Raw genomic sequence first — 20,293 nt, forward strand, 5'->3', positions numbered from 1 at the left:
AATTTCATATATTCCAACACTTTTATAGTCGTGGTACAGGTTAAACTCAAGCTTCCTTGTTCTATTTTTTTCTGCTTGGGATTGAACGTATTTCCGAATCAGTTTTTCATTGATTTCTACAGTTGAGAATAAATACCCTTTTTTCTAAATGCCTTTTTATTCCTGTATAACTTTTTCAAAAGGTGAATTTTCTGCTGAGGGATTTGTTGATATTATTCTTAATGGTTTCTGTTAATTTGCTCACCGTATATTTCAGAGGAATTACAATATACAGATGAGCATGATCTGACTTTATTCTGATTTTCTGGTATTCTCAATCAGGATAATATTTTATTATTTCTTATAACTTTATCTCCAAATAAATATTTACCCCTATGACCAAGATATTTCTCAGGTAACAAGTTATCCAGATGATATGATGATAGGTTTTACATACATTATGGATTGACTTCTATAATTTCATACTTTTTATTATATCAAAGAACGACCGGAAGATTACAAAAAAGAGTTCTACTCCCCACCTTTACAGGTGGGGAGTTCTTGCTTGATTTAAAACATTAAATCCTTGCCACACCTGTATCCATAGCTGCCTGAGCAACTGCTTCGGCTTCTTTCTTCATTACTTCCGGATGGAAAACATTAGGGATAATGTTTTCCTCATTAAGTTGGTCTTCTGGTATTACTGATGCAATAGCATTGGCTGCTGCTAATTTCATCTCTTCATTAATTTCACTGGCTCTTACTTTTAAAGCACCTTTAAAGATTGCTGGGAAACCTAAACAATTATTTACCTGGTTCGGGAAATCTGAACGACCTGTAGCAATAATACGGGCACCACCTGCTTTTGCTTCATCCGGTAATATTTCCGGAGTTGGGTTAGCCATTGCAAAAATAATTGGGTCATCGGCCATTGTTTTAACCATATCCCGGTTAACAACATTAGGTGCTGATAAACCTAAAAATACATCTGCATCAACTAATGCGTCTGCTAAGCTTCCTTTAACTTTGCCTTTATTAGTAATTTTAGCCATTTCTTCTTTGGCAGAATTCATATTATTTTCTCTGCCTTCATAAATAGCTCCTTTTGAATCACATAAAATAACATTCTGTGCGCCAGCTGACATAATAAATTTGGCTACTGCTATAGAAGCAGATCCGGCTCCATTGACAACTATCTTAGCATTCTCAAGTTTTTTATTAACCAGTTTAAGTGCATTTAATAATCCTGACAAAACAACAACTGCAGTACCATGCTGGTCATCGTGGAAAACAGGGATATCTAATGTTTCTTTTAGTCTTCTTTCGATTTCAAAGCAACGTGGTGCACTAATATCTTCCAGGTTAATACCGCCAAAAACTGGTGCTATCAAGGTTACAGCTTCAATTATTTTTTCAGGATCTTTTGTAGAAAGGCAAATAGGAAATGCGTCCACACCTGCAAAATATTTAAAGAGAACTGCCTTTCCTTCCATTACCGGTATAGCTGCTTCAGGTCCAATATCACCAAGGCCTAATACTGCTGTTCCATCAGAAACAACTGCAACCATATTGCCTTTTGAGGTATATTCATATACTTTAGAAACATCCTCATTGATCTTACGGCAAGGTTCAGCAACACCAGGTGTATATACTACAGCTAAATCGTGCATATCTTTAATTTTTGTCTTACTGATAACTTCAATTTTGCCCTTATTCTCACTATGTAATTTTAGGGCTTCTTGATTGATGTCCATAATAATTATCTCCTTTTATTACTTTTTATTAAGTATATTTATTATTAATTATATTTTTTATATTTGTTTAAATTAATTATTCAGTACTATATTTAGGTGGTTCACTCTCATACAAATTATTCCCATAAGAATCGATACAAACAATTGCAGGAAAATCTTCGACCAAATAGCGATGTATGGCTTCTGCACCTAAATCAGGATAAGCGATAACTTCAGATTTTTTTATACTCTGGGCAATTAAGGCAGCTGCTCCGCCAATTGCGGCAAAATATACAGCCTTGTTTTTTTTCATACTTTCAACAACTTCTTTTGAACGAAGTCCTTTTCCTATCATGCCTTTTAATCCATTTTCCAAAAGGGCTGGAGTATAAGGATCCATTCGATAACTGGTAGTTGGCCCGGCAGGTCCGCAAGCATATCCTGGTTTCGCTGGAGCAGGACCAACATAATAAATGATTTGTCCTACTATTGGAACAGGTAACTCTTTTCCTTCTTTTATTAATTCAAAAAGTCTTTTGTGTGCAGCATCTCTTCCAGTATACACATAACCTGAAATTTTTACTGAATCGCCGGCTTTTAGTTGTTGTACTATAGAATCATCCAGGGGTGTTTTTATTTTAATTACTTCAGACATTAATTATTATCTCCTTCCATCAATAATATCATATCTCGCCATAAGCATGACGTGTTGCATGACAGCAAACATTTACAGCAACTGGCATCCCTGCTATATGGGTAGGCAAATAATCGATGTTTACAGCTAATGAAGTTGTACTTCCACCTAATCCTCCTGGTCCAATGCCAAGTTTATTAATTCTCTCTAATGCTTCTTCTTCCATTTGAGCATATTTAGGATTTGGATTATGCTGACCAATCGTACGGGCAATAGCTTTTTTAGCTATAACCATGGCCTTATCAGCGGTTCCTCCAACACCTACACCCAATACTGTTGGTGGACATGGATTAGGTCCTGCTTTTCTTACTGTATCAACGATAAAATCAACAACGCCTTTAGCACCGTGAGCTGCTGTTAGCATGGCTAAAGAACTCATATTTTCACTGCCGAAACCTTTAGGCATAACAAGTATTTTGATTTTATCTCCGGGAATTATTTCATTGTAAATAAAAGCCGGGGTATTATTCTTGGTATTCTTTCTGTCAAATACAGGATCGTCTACAACGGATTTCCTTAGATAGCCATCCTCATAAGCTTCTTCTACACCTTTATTTATTGCTTCCTTATAATCTCCATCTACAATACATACTTCCTGCCCAATCTCTACAAATAAGACTGCTAATCCTGTATCCTGACATATGGCTAATTCTTTTGAAGAAGCCAGTCGATTATTATCAATAATCATTTTTAAGGCATCTTTTCCTACTTTAGATTTTTCATTTTGCCAGGCTTTTTCAAGTGCATCCAATACATCTGTGCCAATATTAAAATTTGCCTGCAAGAATAATTCTTTAACCTTGCTAGAAATTTTACTAGCCTCTATCTTTCTCATCCTTTATATTATTCTCCTTTCATTTGCATTGATGAAATATTTAAAATTACATTATTTAAATGCTTATGCATTTCCTGTTTACAACAATCAGAATCCTTTAAAGATAAAGTTTTAAAAATATTCACGTGCTCTTCCAAACTACGCTTTAATCTCTCTGGTACTCCCATTGCTTTAATCCAATGATCCGATTGTGCATAAAGATTATCACAAATCTCACACAACTTTTTGTTTCCTGAAAGTTTTGTGATATATTTGTGGTATTTTAAATTTAGATTACTAAACTCAAGTGCATTTTTTGCCTTTACCGCTTCTTCCATTTGTTCTACCATTATTTGAAGATTGCTTAGATCTTTTTCGGTAACTTCTTTAGCAGCGAGATAACTTGCGTAGGTTTCTAATTGGAGTCTTATACGAAGAATATCTAAAAGATCCTGGGGTAAAACCTGGTTAACGACTATACCATTGTTTGGAACTAATTCTACAAAACCCTCTGCCGCTAACAGACGAAGAGCCTCCCGTACAGGAGTTCTGCTAATCTGCATTTGTTCAGCAATTTTTTCTTCAAATAATCTGGTATTCGATACCAATTTACCCCTGATTATATCTCTTTTAATAATTCGATATACTTTTTGGCTTAGCAATTCACGATTTCTAATTTTTGTAAAATTGGCCATAATACATTTATCTACTTTATATCTATTTTAATTTATTTATATTTATAAAATTAATCCACGATTGTATTAGTTCAGTGTATAATGTATACAATTAACATAATAGCATATAAATAAAAAAAAGCAACTATTTAATTTTCAATTTACATATACTTATTATAAAGTAAATTCAAAGATGTGAAGGCTATCTGTAATAGCTTAGAGTCCTTTTGTATGTATAGTTTTTAAGCTATTTATTTATTGATTGTCACTTAAAAACTAATCAAACAAAACAATATTTGTTAGTACAATTTATATTAATAAAACAAATATTTTTTTTCTAAAATTTTAATTTTTGGGCTAATATTACACTTATGAGAAGTATAATTCCACCAAATATTTGAACTGCATTTATAATCTCATTTAAAAATAAAACACCGAGAATACCATTCATTATTGGTGCTAACATAGTAACCATATAATAATAGGTTACACTGGTTATTTTTAAGCCTTTATTCATAAATACCACAACCATTGCTTCAAAAAAACCGGCAAATAAAACCACATATATTGCCTGAACAGATAAAATGTTAACTTTGAATAAAACACTTGCTATAATGGAATAAAATGCTCCACTTGACATAACACCCCACCCTATAATTTCTGAAGGTATGTCTTTATTCACTAATTTTTGAGTTATTGAAAATGAAGCAAAAAATAATCCACCAGCTAAAATCAACAAATCTCCAAATTGGGGAATAATCATTTTTCCAGAGGTGCTTACCAAATAAACTCCTACAAAAAAAGTGAGAATTAGCAGGCACATACTCCTATGTAGTCTTTCTTTCAAAAAGATAAAAGATAAAATTGCCGAAAATATAAGACTGCTTCTAATAAGAAAACCATAGTTTATTGAAGTGGTGTATTTAAGTCCTATAGTGCTGGTAAAATATGCAGAAAATAAGAAAAAACCTGCTAATAATATTTTTTTCCATTCAGAGTTACTAATCTGCTTTACTTTGTATATTTCCTTTTTTTGAAATAATATAATATTAAAACTTAAAATTATTGCAGCAACAACCATAAACTGAAAAAATAATTTTAATGGTGGGACTTCGGCTAATAAAGCAATTTTTTTGGTAAAAATTGCCATCGATACTGACAAAGTAGCTAAAAAACAATATATAAATCTTTTTGAAAACATTTAATCAATTCTCCTAATTATCTAAGTGTTAATAGAATATTGTACTTTAACTTTCTTCCAAATCGGAATGAGCGGGTATGCCAAACATTGCAGTTGCATTAAAAACTGCATTCTGTATAGCCAGTGAGATAACATGAGCAGCAAGGATATTGAGTTGATTGAGATTGGATTTTAATTCTCCTGTAGCCAGGGAAAATATAACATCTCCATCATAAAGAGTATGGGAAGGAATTATACACCTGGCAAAACCATCATGGGCAGACATGGATAATCTTTTTGCTTCTGCCTTCGATAATTGGGCATTGGTTGCGATTACTCCCAAAGTTGTGTTTCGCATGAAAGGACTGTTTTCTTTAAAAAGCCGGGTATCTAATAGTTGATTTGGGTGAGCAAACTGCTTTTTTCCCACATCAAGAGCCCCTGCTATTACTTTTCCGTTTGCCGGATTAACAATATCACCAAAAGCATTAACTATTACCAGCGCACCTACAATCAAATCACCTGTTTTAATACTGGCTGTACCCAATCCACCCTTCATACAGCGATTAATTCCATAATACTTGCCAACAGTTGCCCCGGTACCTGCTCCGATGCATCCATTCCCTGTTTTTGAATTATCAGTATTTGCTATATTTAAACAAGCCTGATATCCCATCTTTTTATCCGGTCTAATTGACGAATCTCCGATATCCAGGTCAAAGATTACTGCTCCCGAAACAATAGGAACCTTAACCGCGCCAGCCTGGAAACCAATATTGTTTTCTTCTAAAAATTCCATTACACCAGCAGCCCCATCTAAACCAAAAGCACTTCCCCCGGAAAGATAGATAGCATGAACCTTTTCAACTGTATTAGTAGGGTCTAATAGATCTGTTTCCCGGGTTCCGGGAGCAGCTCCCCGAACATCTACTCCTGCAACGGCACCTTTTCGAATAATTATTACCGAACAACCAGTCCCTGCTTCGAAATTTTGGGCATGCCCTACCTGTATACCATTAATATCTTTGATGGAATTATTCATAATCTATAGTTTACTCCAATTATATTAAAATATATTTTAATCTTTTAGTTAAATATATTTTAATTTCAGATTTAAGAACAGTACAAATATCATAATTACTAATCACATAAATTAATTTTTCTCTATTACCTGCATTCAGGAACTTTTAAACTTCTTTATTCTGTTTGACAAACAAAATCCTTTTGATTGTCCTGTATTATAAAAAGGAAGGCACCTTTTTCAGAAGGCACTCCGTCGTTCATATCCCAGGTTTGTTGAATCCCCTGAAAAGCTTTGACATTTCGGCAATAATCCCTAATTTTTATCCTTTCTTCGGTTAAATATTCTATATTGCCGGTAATCCCTGTGTTTTCAATAGCTTCCTTAATCATGTAGACACAGTCATAATAAATAGTAGACAGAGAGCTTGGTTCAAGGCCTCCATGCTCCCTCTTGTAATCTTCCCTGAATGAAATCCACCTTTCATTCTGGCTATTAGGATCAATATAATTATAAATATAGCAACCATTTAAATACTCTCCAGCCGTTGTATAAAGTGGTGTATCATCAGCACTACTAAAAATAAGTATTTTTGATGTGTCACTCCAACCCTGCCTTTGTAAGGAAACAACAATTTTTGCTGCTTTTTCCGGACTGCATGTTAAGATAAACCCATCCGGTTGGTTCGACAGCGCTTTCACAACCAGTGAATCAAACATAATTGCATCTCTCGGAACTTCAACCTCCAGGATCTTGTTCACACCAGCTGTCTCTAAGCCAATTGTGTGAAATTTTGCCATCTGTGGCCAGACAGCTTGTTTTTCGGTAAATTGAACTATACTCTTTATTGATTCATCATGGAGTTCTACCCATGTTTTTGTTACCCCCGGCAAGACATCTTCGGTGGGAGGAAACCATGATAGAGACCAGGGAAAATAATTAATAGCAATTTCATAACTGGTCGAGGCGGTCATGCAAAATAGACCCTGCTTTACCGCCATAGGCATAGATGCCTGAATACATACCTCCGGAACCGGGCCTAAAACTACCATGGAGTGGTCTATTATTTTAGCCATTTCAGAAATAGCCTTTTCAGCTGAATCGCCTGTATCGTACTCTAAAACAATTACTGGTTTACCATTTATACCACCGGATTCATTTATCTCCCGGGCAGCTCTCTGGGCACTCCAGGACATATAATTTCCAATACTGGCAACCGAACCTGTTAAAGTGTTTAAAAAATCTATTTTCCACACTTTCTGGTTTTCCTGATATGCTACGGCAGATACTGAAAGCAATAATGCCACAAGTATTGTTAAAAATACTCTAATTGAATTTAAAAAAATGTTCTTTTGCCAATTCATTTCATCTTATCCTTTCATTTTATTGTTCTTAAAAATACTATGGTTATTCCGGGATAATACTTTCCTGATTTAAAAATAGTGAAATTTTTTTGTATACTAATAAAGTCAATATACTGCTTATTAGCCCTTTAATCAAATTAAAAGGAATAATAGCAGGTAGCATAAGCTGCAGGATAATCTCTTTATTAACTCCTAAATATAAAGGTGTTATCAATAAGTTTGCAGGAATCATAATAACTGTCATAACCAGGGTACCCAAAACCAGTCCAATTATTGCTCCTTTTCTGTTATGTTGCTTTAAATAAATCCAGGATGATACCAAAACAAAGGCGCTGGTTGATATAAAATTCATTAATGCCCCATAAGGGCCACCTTGTCCGGTTAACAAAGCAAAGACAAGCGAATAGACCAGGGTCATAAGCATTCCTGCTCTTGGTCCAAATTTAAAAGCTGCAATAAGCAGAAAGACATGTCCCGGGTCATACAGCAGAAAAGGTGCCTGTGGTAAAATTGGAAAATGTATCAGGTATCCTGTGATAACCGATAAGGCAATAAAAATTGAATAATGACTTATGTATTTAGTACTCATTCTTAAATTTCCTTTCTATATTACATTATTTCGTTTTTTTAATAATCTATTAACTGAAATATGAAAGGCTTATTTAAAATAAAAAAGCCCTCGATTTACCTCGGGGCATTAAGGATAATCTTGTTTCCTTTTACCTTCTTCTCTCATCCAGACTTTAACTGTCGGCTCCGGAATCTCACCGGATCAACCAAAATATGGCTCGTGGGCTGTTCATTTTTTCTCTTTAATCTTTCAAGCCTTCTAATATCTTCAAAAATGATACTACCACCGGTCGGGAATTGATAATCACAAAAATGATTATCTCACCTTGCCCCGAAGAAGTGTATTACACATTTATTTTTTAATTATACAACTGTCAGTCAAGATTGTCAGTGATAAATTGTAATAAATAAATAATTTTTTATATTTATTATGATAAACCTATTTTGTTTTCTTTAAAAAACTCTTTCTAAAAATATTACTTAGATTAGTAATCTGTTTCCTGGTTACAAGTCCCTGCGGACGAAGACAAATCATGATAATCAATAAACCACCATAGATAACCTGCTTCCAAACTATTAAAAAATCAGGTAACAAAATAGGTATGCCACCTAATAAAGGAGCTGCCAGTACTACTCCCCACATACAGCTATACCCTCCGACAAACAATATAGCCATAAGTGTGCCTATTATCCCAAAACCAAAAAAGTCTACAGTAATACCTCCTATCAAAGATGCATACAAAACACCTGCCAGGCCGGCTAATACACCGGAAAAGGAATGTACTATCAAAGCAATTTTATTCCCATAAATACCCAAAGATGATGCTAAATTCCTGTCATAAAAAATCACACTGGCCTTTATGCTGATATGAGAATAATCAAATATAAATACTAAAGAACCCATAAATATCAATAAAAGATATGTCCATATAACCAGGTATTTAACTGATGGAATATTAAAAAAACCGATACTTCCACCTAAGAAATCACAATTTTCTATTACTGTCCTTATAATAAATATGGAAGTTAAACCTACAATAACTACAGTAAAGGTAGGAGCATCACCTATTAAGAGTGAAACTATATATTCAATAGTAAATCCGATAACTATACATGCTAATAAAACCAACAAGAAAGACCATTCCCACTCACGAGAAGCAACACCTGTAAAATAAGCACATATAGCCATGACAGATATCGGCAAAAAATGCAGATGACCTATTCTATATGGTAAGTATAGGGACCATCCCATTAAAATATAAATAGCTGTCAGTACTAAAAAATAGTATAGTAAAGTCAATTTTTTCTCCAATATATTTTTTAAATTGATGCCGAAAAATATAAATCACTATAATTTTTTAAAAATCAAAAAACATCTAAGTAATTATTCTTATTTGTTTTAATATTCCCTACTAAGAAAGATTTAAAAAGAATTATTCACTGAATATACCTCTTGGTTTTATTAAAATTACTAAAAGCATCAGTAAAAAAGCTATGGCATTAGACCAGGAACCAGGTAAAAAATGGATTATCAGGGATTCAAGAATACCCAATGCCAATCCACAAACAATAGCACCTTTAATATTTCCCAAACCGGCTACAATAGCCACAGCAAGTACTTTTAAAGAAATATACTCCCCCAACCATGGAGAAGCTGACCCAAGCAACATAGAAAATAGTAGAGCAATAATTCCCCCTAGAAATCCTGTAATACTATATAGCAGTAAATTCAGTTTTACGATCGGTATGCCCTGTAAACGTGCAACTGTTATATTTTCAGCTACAGCTCGAAATGCACGGCCTATTTGAGTTTTAAAGATAATTACAAACAAAGCCAGGGCAATAAAAATACTTACAAACAAAGTGTATAATTGGCCACTGGAAATACGTATAAAACTGATTGTAAATAATTTATAACTGTTCATCCAATTAACAGGAAAAGAAATTGGAAACCCATAATTAATCTGATGTGACATAATCTCAGTTAGAATCATTGCAATTCCTAATGATAAAATAAAGGAAGAATTAATATCTATCATTCCTCTTCTCTTATTAATATAGTAGAACAGTGGTTCTACCATAATATGTAGTAAAATAGAAATTATTATGGCAATCAGGACAGCTATATAAGGATTGTTTGTTATTTTTAACATTCCCCAGCAAGTATACATTGAAATAACTACAATATAGGGATAGGAAAAGTGAATTATTTTACCAACAAGAAACATTAAGTTAAATCCTGTTACCATTAAAACATAGATACTTCCTAATACTATTCCGTTAATTATCTGTGTAATAATAATTCTCAAATATTTGCTTCCTCCGGGCCTAAATTATCTTCCCAGATATGCTTCTTTAATTCTTTTATAATCTTTCAAATCAGCAGGACTTCCATCTAATGTTATTTGTCCATCATCAAGAACATAAATCTTATCTGCATATTTAAATGCCTGAACTGAATTTTGTTCTGCCAGTAAAATAGTATAACCATATCTGTTTAGATATTTTATAGTGTCATAAATCTGAATTATATATTTTGGAGATAAACCCAATGACGGTTCATCAAACATTAAAATCTTGGAATTTGCCATCAGTGCTTTGCTAAAAGCCAGTATTCTCTGCTCACCGCCGCTCAAGGTACCTGCAGTTTGTTTTAACCGCTCTTTCAATAATGGGAATAGATTAACAACAAAATCCAACTGTTCCGAATATTTTTCAAAAGAATAATAAGCTCCCAACTGCAAATTTTCTTTAACAGTTAATGTTCTAAAAATCCCACCATCTTCTGGAATTAAAAAAATGCCACTACGAGTTACTCGTTCTGGCAACCAGAAGGTAATATCATCTGTATGATAAATAATACGGCCTTCATCAGGTTTCTCTAAGCCAATTATTGTGTTTAACAAAGTACTTTTACCTGCACCATTAGAACCTATAAGAATAACAACCTGTCCCTGTTTTACTTCCAAAAATACTTTTTTCAAAGCGATAATTGGCCCATATGATACAGTTATATTTTTAATTTCTAATATATTATTGCTGTTATCCGGAACCAAGGTAAACCTCCTGAACCTTTGTATCCTCCAGAACTTGCTTTGAATTCCCTTCAGAAACTTTCTGCCCAAAATCTAAAACAGCTATTCTGTTGGCAATGCGTCTAATAAACTGGATATCGTGACTAACCAGCATAATAGTAACACCTGCTTTATTTATCTCAATCAGTTTATCTCCTATCTTTTTTACCTCATCTGATCCCATTCCGGCTGTTGGCTCATCTAATAAAAGTAACTTTGGTTCTGATGCGACTGCCCTGGCAATTTGAACCAGTTGCCTTTCATACCAGACTAGGTCCTCAGCCCAACGCTCTGCCATTGATTGTAAATTAAATTTTCTTAATATTTCCTGACTTCTTGTTACATTTTTGTTTTCCTTATAAAAGATATTTTGGGATTGTCTGCCTTTTTTATTCTTATTTAACAAACCGGTCATAATATTTTCTAAAACATTTAAATCCGGAATGATTTTTCCTTCCTGAAAGGTACGGCTGATTCCCTTTTCAAATATCTGCTGGGGTTTAAGTTCATCAATCCTTTCATCAGAAAAGAAAATCTGACCTGATGAGGATTTTAATAAACCTGTTATTATGTTCAATAAAGTTGTTTTACCAGCACCATTAGGTCCGATAATGCCATAAATATCTCTCCGGTACACCGAAATATTCAGGGAAAGCAGCGCTTGTAGTCCACCAAATTTTTTTGATAGGGATTTAGTATAAAACAAAGGTATTTTATTGGGATAAGTTTTCATAAATAATCATCTTCATCTTTAAATCATCTTTAGTATTCTTGTATTAATTATAATAAATTATGGTTTTTGATAAATCAATAATAAAATTATGTGATTTTATATTTTTTAAAAAATTCAAGGGCGCTTTGCACATGCATTTCAATACCTATTGGCAGCATATCCTCATCAATATTAAAAAAGCAGTTATGATGTGAAACTCGTTTTTCAATATTACTGTTGCCACATCCTAAAAAATAAAAAACTGAGGGGACAGTGTGAGAAAATTCTGAAAAATCTTCACTGGCACTGCAAGTAAAATCGATTATTTTATCTCTATCTACTACTTTAATAGCAGCTGATTTAATGATTTCTGTCAATTGTTTATCATTGACTACCATTTTATTTTTTTCTGTAATCTCAATTTCAATCTGAACACGATTGACCTGTGAAATTGAATAAATTAGCTCTTTAAATCTCTCTATGGGTTTTATGGATTTTTGATATTTATCCCGTTCCAAATAACGTATCGTTCCCTCTAACTCAACAAAATCAGGAATAATATTATTCTTTTTTCCTCCTGAAATTTTTCCAATCATAATTATAAGAGGATTAAGCTGATTTATCTCTCTTGTTTGAATAATCTGTATTTGCTGGATTATATTGGCTGCTGCCATAACCGGGTCTATGGCATGGTCAGGATATCCGGTATGTCCGCCTTTTCCAACAACTTTGATTCTAAAAGTAGCCAAAGAAGCCATTATGGCACCATCCTTGATTCCGACAGTGCCCTTTTCCAGTTGTGACCAGAGATGGATTCCCATTGCTGCATTAACTTTTGGATTAATTAAAACACCTTCTTTTATAATCCTTTTTGCTCCTTCTGCAGACTCTTCATCTGGCTGAAAAACAAATTTAATATTACCATTAATCCTGTTTTTATAATATTTGCTTAGTATTTTAGCAGCAATTAGCAGCATTGCCATATGTCCATCATGTCCGCAGGCATGCATAACCCCGGGGATGGTTGATTTATAGGAAACTTCATTCATCTCTTGAACAGGTAGGGCATCTATATCTGATCTGATTAATAATGTGGGACCCTTCTTTTTACCTCTTAATAATCCGATTACACCGGTAGAGGCAATTTTTTTTACCTCTAAATTAATTTCCTCCAGATATTGGTAAATTTTTTTCGAGGTTCTAACTTCATTCCACCCTATTTCAGGAAATCGATGAAAATCTCTTCTCAAAGAAACAGCTTCATTTATTAATAAATTTACTATGGGTTTTAGTTCCATAAAAATTTGGTCTCCTTTGCTTTTAACCCAATTTTATAAAATATATTTTAATAATTAATAATTGTATATTTAGAATAATAGATTTTTATTTTAATAATCCGGTTCTTTGGTTAAATGAATCGATAAGCATATCAATTTGGTCAGACTGTTTATGAATATTTTCCCAATAATTATCATTATCATACCACTGTGCATTTAACTCTTCTAATTCTTTGCCCTGCTGTTCAATCCAGGTATAATATTTTAAATTATGGATTCTTTTTTTGGCAAGAGTACCCAGCTCCTCCATATAATCAGTAGATACTCCTCTTAAATTTTGCTGAAAAGTCATAGCAGCGTCAATCTTATTATATTTGGGATTTTCTTTCTTTATTTCTTCCAATCTTGATTTATACAGCTCTACAGAATCAGTTAAGACTGTTAAAACAATATCATTTTTTCCTAACTCATAATATTTGGCAAATTTTATTGCTCCAATTATATTTGCTATCCCTGAGATTCCTAATAAGGGGAGGTTCTCTATGAATGACTCGCGTATGCCCATTTCTACCATATATTTTTTCCCGATATCTTCATTGAACAAACGTAATAACTGAATAGTGTCATTATCATCAATTGCAATAACCATATCCGTATTTTTAACATTGTGTATCCAGGGAACATGCTTATCACCTATACCTTCAATTCGATGTGCACCAAATCCATTCATTAATAAAGTTGGACACTGTAAAGCCTCTCCTACTGCTAATTTACTATCAGGGTACAGCTTTTTTAGATAATCAGCACAACCCAGGGTACCCGAAGAACCTGATGTAAGTACAATTCCCTTCAATTTTCCATGAGAACCAATTTCTTGCAGTAATACCTCTTCCATCGCCTTCCCGGTAACTTCATAATGGAATAAATGGTTACCAGGCTCATCAAATTGATTAAAGACTACTACATTTTCCCTGGTTTTCTTCAATTCCCAGGACTTATCAAAAATCTCCTTCACATTACTTTCCGATCCCGGAGTTCCTATGACTTCACCGGCTACCTTTGATAACCACTCAAATCTCTCTCTACTCATGCCTTCAGGTAAAATAGCAATGGATTCACAAGATAATAATTCAGCCACATAAGCCCCACCACGGCAGTAATTACCGGTGGACGGCCAGACAGCCTTCTCTTTTGTGGGATCAAACTGTCCGGTTACCAAGCGAGGAACCAGACAACCAAACGTAGCCCCAACTTTGTGGGATCCGGTGGGAAACCATTTGCCTACAAGGGCTATAATTCGTGTATCAACACCACTTAGCTGAGCAGGTATTTCAAGAAAATTTACTCCTTGATACAATCCGCCTCTTTCTTTAGGTTCATTTTTCCAGCTAATCCGGAAAAGATTGTAGGGACTTATATCCCAAAGCCCGATTTTTCCCAGTTTTTTCTTGATAACTTCAGGGATTAATTCGGGGTTTTTCATTTGGGCAAAAGTGGGAATAATTATATTTTTTTCTTTCGCCCTCTGAACAGTCCTTTTTAACTGTTCTTCATTTATGGTTAAATCAATCATAGTCTAACCTCCAACTATTTTTTATTTTTGGAAGCAACTTTATATCCGGGAAGCTTTGTCTTTTGATAATAGCATGTTTAGCAATACTTAACCACTTATATTGGGTTTTTGAGACAAGAATATTTTTGCTTGATACTTAAGAAAACACCAGGTAAATATTTGGTTAAAGTGATATCCAAAATCTGTGGATAAAAACGATCTACTCGGAGGAGTTTAATCCCAATTAGCAATCCACTATTTACAAACAGCTACCCAGGTACCATTGGTAATATTTTGTAGTTCTTCAGGAGTTATTTTAATAAAAGAATTCCCTGAACCAGCTGCTGGAAAAACAAATTCAAATTCAAGTAAAGACTCATCCAGATAAATATCCAGGGGATTTTTCAAGCCAAAAGGGCATACCCCACCCACTTCATGGCCTGTAACTTCAAATACTTCTTCCGGATTCAACATTTTAGCTTTAACTCTAAAATAATCTTTGTATTTACGATTATCTATCCTGGCATCTCCTTTAGTGACCAATAATACACAACGGTCATCTTTTAATTTAAAAGAAAGTGTTTTAGCAATTAGTGCCGGTTTTACCCCTAAGGCTTTTGCTGCTAAATCTACTGTTGCAGTGCTCTCTTCTAATTCGACTACTTTATAATCAAGTTTTTCATTTTTAAAATATTTCCTTACATCTTCTACACTCATTTAAGCCCTTGTCTCCTGTACTTTCTAAAAAATCTATTTAAATAATACTATTTTATAATCAATAATCAAATCCTCTTGAATTTGTATGGTCTAAGAGCCCGGGGAGGACCTAATACTTCTAAGGAAATTATTCCCAGGGGTAAATTGTCCCCAACTAATAATTTTTTAAGTTCTTTTTCCAATTCTCCGGATTTTTTTACCTTCAAATCCTCTTTTGGTAATCCCTGGAAAGGGGTTTTTGCTATGTCTTTTGTCTCTTCAGGGTGGTCTATTTTAATACTCTTATCCACCTGTTCTACCCGGCCTTTTAATTCAGTTTCCTGTTTATTTTTTTGCTTTTCTGCCAGGCTAATTTCAATTTCGGGTTTTGCTTCTTCATAATTAAAAACTTCTTCTTTTTCTGTCGGTATTTTCTCCTTCAGTAATTTTTCAGCATCAACAGATTCTGAATCGAAAGACCACGGATCATAAGCAGGTTTGCTTTTGGTCTGTTTTCTTATGTTTTTAATAATAGAAGAAACAACTGAAATTAGAATAAATAAAATTATTAGAAAATCCATTAGCTAATCCCTTTCATTTTTATTTATTACTTTTACTTTTTTTACTTATAATAGTTATTGTTTTTCCTGTTTATCTTTTTTTTCACCATCAGTCCCCATCTTTGATATTGTGCCTCGCATCTGGGTATCAGATTGAATGTTTTGCATATTGTAATAATCCATTACACCCAGCTTGCCTTCCCGCAGAGCTTGAGATAAGGCTTTTGGTACTTCGGCTTCTGCCTCTACTACCTTGGCCCTCATTTCCTGTACGGCAGCTTTCATTTCCTGCTCCCTGGCAACAGCCATTGCCCTTCTCTCTTCAGCCTTAGCTTGAGCTATACGTTTATCTGCTTCAGCCTGGTCTGTCTGTAACCGTGCACCGATATTTTTTCCAACGTCTACATCAGCAATGTCAATTGAAAGAATTTCAAAAGCAGTTCCTGAATCAAGGCCTTTCTTAAGAATAGTCCTTGATATGTCATCCGGGTTTTCCAATACCTGTTTGTGAGTCTGGGCAGAACCAATAGTTGAAACTACACCTTCCCCGACTCGGGCAATAATGGTTTCTTCTCCTGCCCCTCCAACCAGACGCTCGATATTAGCCCTTACCGTTACCCTTGCCCTGGCTTTCACTTCGATCCCGTCACTTGCTACAGCTGCTACAAGAGGGGTTTCGATTACCTTCGGATTAACACTCATCTGTACTGCTTTTAAAACATCTCGACCTGCCAGATCTATGGCAGCTGCCCTCTCAAAACCTAGTTCTATATTTGCGCGTTGAGCAGCAATCAATGCATTAACTACATTATCTACATTACCCCCTGCCAGATAATGTCCTTCCAGATTGTTTACATTAAGGTCTAATCCGGCCTTAGTAGCCTTAATCAATGGTTCAACAACTTTTGCAGGAACAACTCTGCGCAATCTCATCCCGACAAGAGTAACCAGACCTACACGCACACCTGCAGCCATAGCTGCAATCCATAACCTTAGCGGAATAAAACTGAAAATAACTGAAAAAATAATAACAATAAGAAATACTAATAACAAAAAAGGTAAAGTACTTCCGATATCAATCATATCTTAAACTCCTTTCTTAGATTCTTATACCTATTTTTTATCTTGCTTACGAACTACTATTCTATATCCTTCTATTTTGGTAACTTTTATAGTTTCACCAGTATTTATAAAACTTCCTTCACTAACAGCATCGTATCTTTTTCCTTCAATCTCAATTGCTCCAGAGGGGCGCATGGGAGTAACGGCTTTCCCTGTCTTATCCAAAAGATGGCTATAATCATCAGAAGAACTGTAGCCTGCTTCTTTAGTAGCTGATTGTGAAAGTATGAAACTTTTTAGAGTTCCCTTTCTCTGAAAATATTTAAATGCTGCATATCCGGCAATACCTGCTATTGCAAAAGAGATTAAGAGCATATATATCCCAAGGGTTGTAGAAGCAGCTGCCAATACAATAGAAACAATTACTGCCACCAGTCCAACAATGCCAAAAATCCCGAAACCAGGCATAAAGGCTTCCACTAAAATAAAAATAATACCAAAAGCAAATAAAAAGATTACAGGCCATCCGCTGATACCGGTTAAAAAATGTGCACCAAAATAAAGACCAAAAGCAAGTAAACTAAGAATTCCACCAAATCCAAAACCGGCAGTTAACACCTCTATTATTAAAAAGAAAAAACCCATCATTAATAAAAATGTAGCTACAACAGGATTTATGAGCCAACCACTTAATCTTTCCCAAAAACTCGCTGTAGTTGGAATTAAAACTGAGTCTGTCAGGCCTGCAGCTTCGAGCAGTTCTTCAATTGAAAATACTGTACCATTACTAAAACCAAGCATTTCGGCTTCACCGGCAGTTAAAGTAAGTAGTTCTCCTTCTTCAACTACATCTTCTATAACAATGTCTCTTCGAACCATTGCGGCGGCGATTTTAGGATCCTTTTTCTGCCTTTCAGCTGCACTTCGCATTTCTGCTTCCCAGAAAGAAAGTACCTTTTCAGTTACCTCCCCTCCTCCTAAAAGGACAGGTTCAGCAGCCCCGATTGTAGAACCTGTTTTCATAAAAAACCCGTCTGTGATCAATGCAAGGTAAGCACCTGCAGAAATAGCATTTGTATTGACATACCCATAGATTGGAAATGGGAATTCTCCCATAGATACTTTTGCCTTCTGTACTGTATCAATATAGCCACCCGGGGTATCAATATCCAGAATAACTGCCTGAGCATTTGCTCTTTCTGCTTCCTGCAAAGATCGTTCTAAAAAAAGCAACCATCCGGGTTCAATTTGCCCCTTTACAGGAATAATATATACAGTAGACGAGCTGACAGGAAGAACGAAGCAAAAAAACAAAAAAATAATAAAAAAGGTAAAGGCAATATATTTTTTTTTAAACAATAAGATCTCCATTTACTAACCGCTTTCTGTTTCATCGATATTTTTAACAATATTAACAAAATTAGAATTAAGAAATCAGGTAGTAATAAGTTTAAATTTTGTTCATTGTAATCATTGTAAATTTACATTAATTATAATAAACATAAATTTATATAGCAAGCTATTTATTAAATAGAGTCAGAGAATGGTTCAAATAAAATAGATTCAAATAATCTTCATTTTACAATTTTGTTTGAAAAAGGTATATTTATGATTATCAGTAAAAATATTATACTTAAAAAATTTTCTATCATTAATTAAGGGGAATTTTTTATGGTTTTGCAAGTTATAGGAATTTTTGGCAGCCTTATTATCTTTTTATACGGATTACAAAAAACTAATATACACCTGAGACAAGCATTTGGTAATAAATTACAGGCATGGATTAATAAGATTTCCTTTTATCCCTCTCTTTCGATTTTTTTTGGGATATTTCTAACCTTTACCATGCAAAGCAGTACTGCTGCTACTTCTTTGCTGGTTGGACTTATAAACACGGGAATGATGACTTTATATCAGGCATTGCAAATCCTAATCGGAACCAGTATTGGTACCACTATTACTACTCAGATTATTACCTTTAATATTGCACAATATTCTTTTATTCTGATTATTTTAGGTTATGGATTAAATATATTAAGCAAAAAAAGGCGTTATCAATCTTTTGGTGCTGTATTGCTCGGAATTGGTTTTATTTTTCTGGGAATGAACCTGATTTCAGGCTTTTCTGAACCTCTAAAAGACAGTCCTGCCTTACTTAATATTATTTCTCAGCTACAGGGGTCACCTGTTCTGGCATTGCTTCTCTCAGTAGTTATAACCAGTATTTTGCAAAGCAGTACAGCCATGATGGCATTAACTATTTCTTTATCAACACAGGGGATTATTCCTTTTGAATTGGCAATTCCTGTTATTCTTGGTTCTCATTTAGGTTCTTGTACGACTGTACTCTTTGTTGGTCTTGGAAAAACAAGTCAGGCTAAAACGCTGACCTTTGGAAATCTTTTTTATAAGATGGTAGCTGTAATATTCTTTTTTTTCCTGATTAAGCCAATCTACTCGATTGCTGTTTATTTTACTCCTAATTTACCAAGACAGATTGCTATTGCCCATACCATTATAATTGTTGGTAACGCCTTATTAGTTTATCCTTTTCTTTCCTTATTTGCTGTTTTTCTACAAAAATTATTTCCAAAATCAGCAGAAGAAGAATCACTTTATAAGCCAAAGTTTCTGGACGACAACGTTCTTGAATCCCCTGATTTAGCTATTTATCTGGCAAGAAAAGAATTAATAAGGATGGCTAACTCTGTTGATGAAATGTTTGTTGGTATTATGAAAGTATTTTTTGACCGTGATGAAAATCTACTCTACAAATTATGCAAAGTAGACAGGGTGGTTGACACATTATCCAATGCAATTATCCATTATCTGACAGAAATGAAATTTGAAGATCTGACACCTGAACAATCAAGAGAAACATATGGCTTGCTTAATGTCACTAATGATTTTGAGCATATTGGAGATTTGATAGATAAAGATATAATACCTATTATTGAAAAACAAATTGATAATGAATTAAAATTATCTGAGGCAGGAGTTTCTGAGATTAAAGAACTCTATAAAATGGTATATCAAAATTTCTACCAATCATTAGGAGCTTTTGCCCTGGGAGACAAACGGTTAGCCCAAAAAGTTTTGCAGCAAAAAGAGGCAATAATAGAAAGGGAAGCTAAAATGAGAAGAAGTCATATTGACCGTTTACATAAAGGAGTTGAGCTGTCAAGACAGACCAGCTCTATACATTTTGATATGATTAATATCTTAAAGCAGATTAGTGATCACTCTTCTTTAATAGCTGAAACAGTCTTAAATAATTTGTAATTATGTTAATGTTTTGGTTTAATATTATAACAATACTTTTATATTAGGA

At 34.1% G+C, this 20,293-nt stretch carries 19 protein-coding genes and 1 riboswitch; of the genes, 1 reads left to right on the forward strand and 18 read right to left on the reverse strand.

Annotated features, from left to right (window positions below; translation table 11 throughout):
* Positions 1-557: 557 nt before the first annotated feature.
* The 18 genes from PHQ99_00635 to PHQ99_00720 all read right to left on the reverse strand — a co-directional run bounded on the left by PHQ99_00635 (position 558) and on the right by PHQ99_00720 (position 18,321).
* Positions 558-1,733 carry an NAD-dependent malic enzyme gene (locus PHQ99_00635; protein ID MDD4288089.1) on the reverse strand — a complete coding sequence of 392 codons (1,176 nt, stop codon included), beginning with the start codon at positions 1,731-1,733 and terminating at the stop codon, positions 558-560.
* A gap of 76 nt (positions 1,734-1,809) precedes the next feature.
* Entirely contained in the window at positions 1,810-2,367 is a 558-nt protein-coding gene (locus PHQ99_00640) for a Fe-S-containing hydro-lyase (protein MDD4288090.1), read from the reverse strand.
* A 28-nt stretch (positions 2,368-2,395) separates the two neighbouring features.
* Positions 2,396-3,241 carry a fumarate hydratase gene (locus tag PHQ99_00645; GenBank protein MDD4288091.1) on the reverse strand — a complete coding sequence of 282 codons (846 nt, stop codon included), beginning with the start codon at positions 3,239-3,241 and terminating at the stop codon, positions 2,396-2,398.
* A gap of 8 nt (positions 3,242-3,249) precedes the next feature.
* Positions 3,250-3,915 carry a GntR family transcriptional regulator gene (locus PHQ99_00650; protein ID MDD4288092.1) on the reverse strand — a complete coding sequence of 222 codons (666 nt, stop codon included), beginning with the start codon at positions 3,913-3,915 and terminating at the stop codon, positions 3,250-3,252.
* 316 nt (positions 3,916-4,231) lie between these two features.
* A complete protein-coding gene (locus PHQ99_00655) occupies positions 4,232-5,095 on the reverse strand; it encodes a DMT family transporter (GenBank protein ID MDD4288093.1) in 864 nt (287 codons plus the stop codon).
* A gap of 46 nt (positions 5,096-5,141) precedes the next feature.
* On the reverse strand, positions 5,142-6,116 hold the full coding sequence (locus PHQ99_00660) for a P1 family peptidase (protein ID MDD4288094.1): 975 nt from the start codon (positions 6,114-6,116) through the stop codon (positions 5,142-5,144).
* Positions 6,117-6,271: 155 nt separating this feature from the next.
* A complete protein-coding gene (locus tag PHQ99_00665; GenBank protein MDD4288095.1) occupies positions 6,272-7,459 on the reverse strand; it encodes an ABC transporter substrate-binding protein in 1,188 nt (395 codons plus the stop codon).
* Positions 7,460-7,502: 43 nt separating this feature from the next.
* Complete coding sequence (locus tag PHQ99_00670; protein ID MDD4288096.1) at positions 7,503-8,048, reverse strand: ECF transporter S component; 546 nt, start codon at positions 8,046-8,048, stop codon at positions 7,503-7,505.
* 131 nt (positions 8,049-8,179) lie between these two features.
* A riboswitch (FMN riboswitch) is annotated at positions 8,180-8,372 on the reverse strand.
* Between the two features lie 96 nt (positions 8,373-8,468).
* On the reverse strand, positions 8,469-9,329 hold the full coding sequence (locus tag PHQ99_00675; GenBank protein ID MDD4288097.1) for a branched-chain amino acid ABC transporter permease: 861 nt from the start codon (positions 9,327-9,329) through the stop codon (positions 8,469-8,471).
* 133 nt (positions 9,330-9,462) lie between these two features.
* Positions 9,463-10,338 (reverse strand): branched-chain amino acid ABC transporter permease, encoded by an 876-nt coding sequence (locus PHQ99_00680; protein ID MDD4288098.1) that lies wholly within the window; start codon positions 10,336-10,338, stop codon positions 9,463-9,465.
* Positions 10,339-10,362: 24 nt separating this feature from the next.
* Positions 10,363-11,085 (reverse strand): ABC transporter ATP-binding protein, encoded by a 723-nt coding sequence (locus PHQ99_00685; GenBank protein ID MDD4288099.1) that lies wholly within the window; start codon positions 11,083-11,085, stop codon positions 10,363-10,365.
* Positions 11,072-11,836, reverse strand: coding sequence for an ATP-binding cassette domain-containing protein (locus tag PHQ99_00690; GenBank protein MDD4288100.1), 765 nt, complete (start codon positions 11,834-11,836; stop codon positions 11,072-11,074). The genes PHQ99_00685 and PHQ99_00690 overlap by 14 nt, the downstream gene beginning before the upstream one ends.
* An 86-nt stretch (positions 11,837-11,922) precedes the next feature.
* A complete protein-coding gene (locus PHQ99_00695; GenBank protein ID MDD4288101.1) occupies positions 11,923-13,113 on the reverse strand; it encodes an amidohydrolase in 1,191 nt (396 codons plus the stop codon).
* 85 nt (positions 13,114-13,198) lie between these two features.
* Positions 13,199-14,665, reverse strand: a complete 1,467-nt coding sequence (locus PHQ99_00700; protein MDD4288102.1) for a pyridoxal-phosphate dependent enzyme — start codon at positions 14,663-14,665, stop codon at positions 13,199-13,201.
* A 234-nt stretch (positions 14,666-14,899) separates the two neighbouring features.
* Entirely contained in the window at positions 14,900-15,361 is a 462-nt protein-coding gene (locus tag PHQ99_00705; GenBank protein ID MDD4288103.1) for a YbaK/EbsC family protein, read from the reverse strand.
* A gap of 65 nt (positions 15,362-15,426) precedes the next feature.
* Positions 15,427-15,921 (reverse strand): hypothetical protein, encoded by a 495-nt coding sequence (locus PHQ99_00710; GenBank protein MDD4288104.1) that lies wholly within the window; start codon positions 15,919-15,921, stop codon positions 15,427-15,429.
* A 54-nt stretch (positions 15,922-15,975) separates the two neighbouring features.
* Complete coding sequence (gene floA / locus PHQ99_00715) at positions 15,976-16,983, reverse strand: flotillin-like protein FloA (GenBank protein MDD4288105.1); 1,008 nt, start codon at positions 16,981-16,983, stop codon at positions 15,976-15,978.
* Between the two features lie 30 nt (positions 16,984-17,013).
* The gene (locus PHQ99_00720) at positions 17,014-18,321 is read right to left on the reverse strand and encodes a nodulation protein NfeD (GenBank protein MDD4288106.1); all 1,308 of its coding nucleotides are present in this window, start codon (positions 18,319-18,321) and stop codon (positions 17,014-17,016) included.
* A gap of 312 nt (positions 18,322-18,633) precedes the next feature.
* On the opposite strand from PHQ99_00720, the gene PHQ99_00725 reads away from it, so the two are divergent.
* A complete protein-coding gene (locus tag PHQ99_00725; GenBank protein MDD4288107.1) occupies positions 18,634-20,244 on the forward strand; it encodes a Na/Pi cotransporter family protein in 1,611 nt (536 codons plus the stop codon).
* The last annotated feature ends 49 nt before the right edge of the window (positions 20,245-20,293 follow it).

Source organism: Atribacterota bacterium, assembly GCA_028703475.1.
Taxonomy (GTDB): domain Bacteria; phylum Atribacterota; class Phoenicimicrobiia; order Phoenicimicrobiales; family Stramentimicrobiaceae; genus JAQVMU01.

What these genes read in the sequence shown, in the direction of transcription:
- PHQ99_00660 (MDD4288094.1), bottom strand. Translation starts at nt 6,116, where the DNA reads ATGAATAATTCCATCAAAGATATTAATGGTATACAGGTAGGGCATGCC.
- PHQ99_00635 (MDD4288089.1), bottom strand. Translation starts at nt 1,733, where the DNA reads ATGGACATCAATCAAGAAGCCCTAAAATTACATAGTGAGAATAAGGGC.
- PHQ99_00665 (MDD4288095.1), bottom strand. Translation starts at nt 7,459, where the DNA reads ATGAATTGGCAAAAGAACATTTTTTTAAATTCAATTAGAGTATTTTTA.
- PHQ99_00650 (MDD4288092.1), bottom strand. Translation starts at nt 3,915, where the DNA reads ATGGCCAATTTTACAAAAATTAGAAATCGTGAATTGCTAAGCCAAAAA.
- PHQ99_00670 (MDD4288096.1), bottom strand. Translation starts at nt 8,048, where the DNA reads ATGAGTACTAAATACATAAGTCATTATTCAATTTTTATTGCCTTATCG.
- PHQ99_00710 (MDD4288104.1), bottom strand. Translation starts at nt 15,921, where the DNA reads ATGGATTTTCTAATAATTTTATTTATTCTAATTTCAGTTGTTTCTTCT.
- PHQ99_00725 (MDD4288107.1), top strand. Translation starts at nt 18,634, where the DNA reads ATGGTTTTGCAAGTTATAGGAATTTTTGGCAGCCTTATTATCTTTTTA.
- PHQ99_00655 (MDD4288093.1), bottom strand. Translation starts at nt 5,095, where the DNA reads ATGTTTTCAAAAAGATTTATATATTGTTTTTTAGCTACTTTGTCAGTA.
- PHQ99_00690 (MDD4288100.1), bottom strand. Translation starts at nt 11,836, where the DNA reads ATGAAAACTTATCCCAATAAAATACCTTTGTTTTATACTAAATCCCTA.
- floA (MDD4288105.1), bottom strand. Translation starts at nt 16,983, where the DNA reads ATGATTGATATCGGAAGTACTTTACCTTTTTTGTTATTAGTATTTCTT.
- PHQ99_00640 (MDD4288090.1), bottom strand. Translation starts at nt 2,367, where the DNA reads ATGTCTGAAGTAATTAAAATAAAAACACCCCTGGATGATTCTATAGTA.
- PHQ99_00645 (MDD4288091.1), bottom strand. Translation starts at nt 3,241, where the DNA reads ATGAGAAAGATAGAGGCTAGTAAAATTTCTAGCAAGGTTAAAGAATTA.
- PHQ99_00705 (MDD4288103.1), bottom strand. Translation starts at nt 15,361, where the DNA reads ATGAGTGTAGAAGATGTAAGGAAATATTTTAAAAATGAAAAACTTGAT.
- PHQ99_00700 (MDD4288102.1), bottom strand. Translation starts at nt 14,665, where the DNA reads ATGATTGATTTAACCATAAATGAAGAACAGTTAAAAAGGACTGTTCAG.
- PHQ99_00695 (MDD4288101.1), bottom strand. Translation starts at nt 13,113, where the DNA reads ATGGAACTAAAACCCATAGTAAATTTATTAATAAATGAAGCTGTTTCT.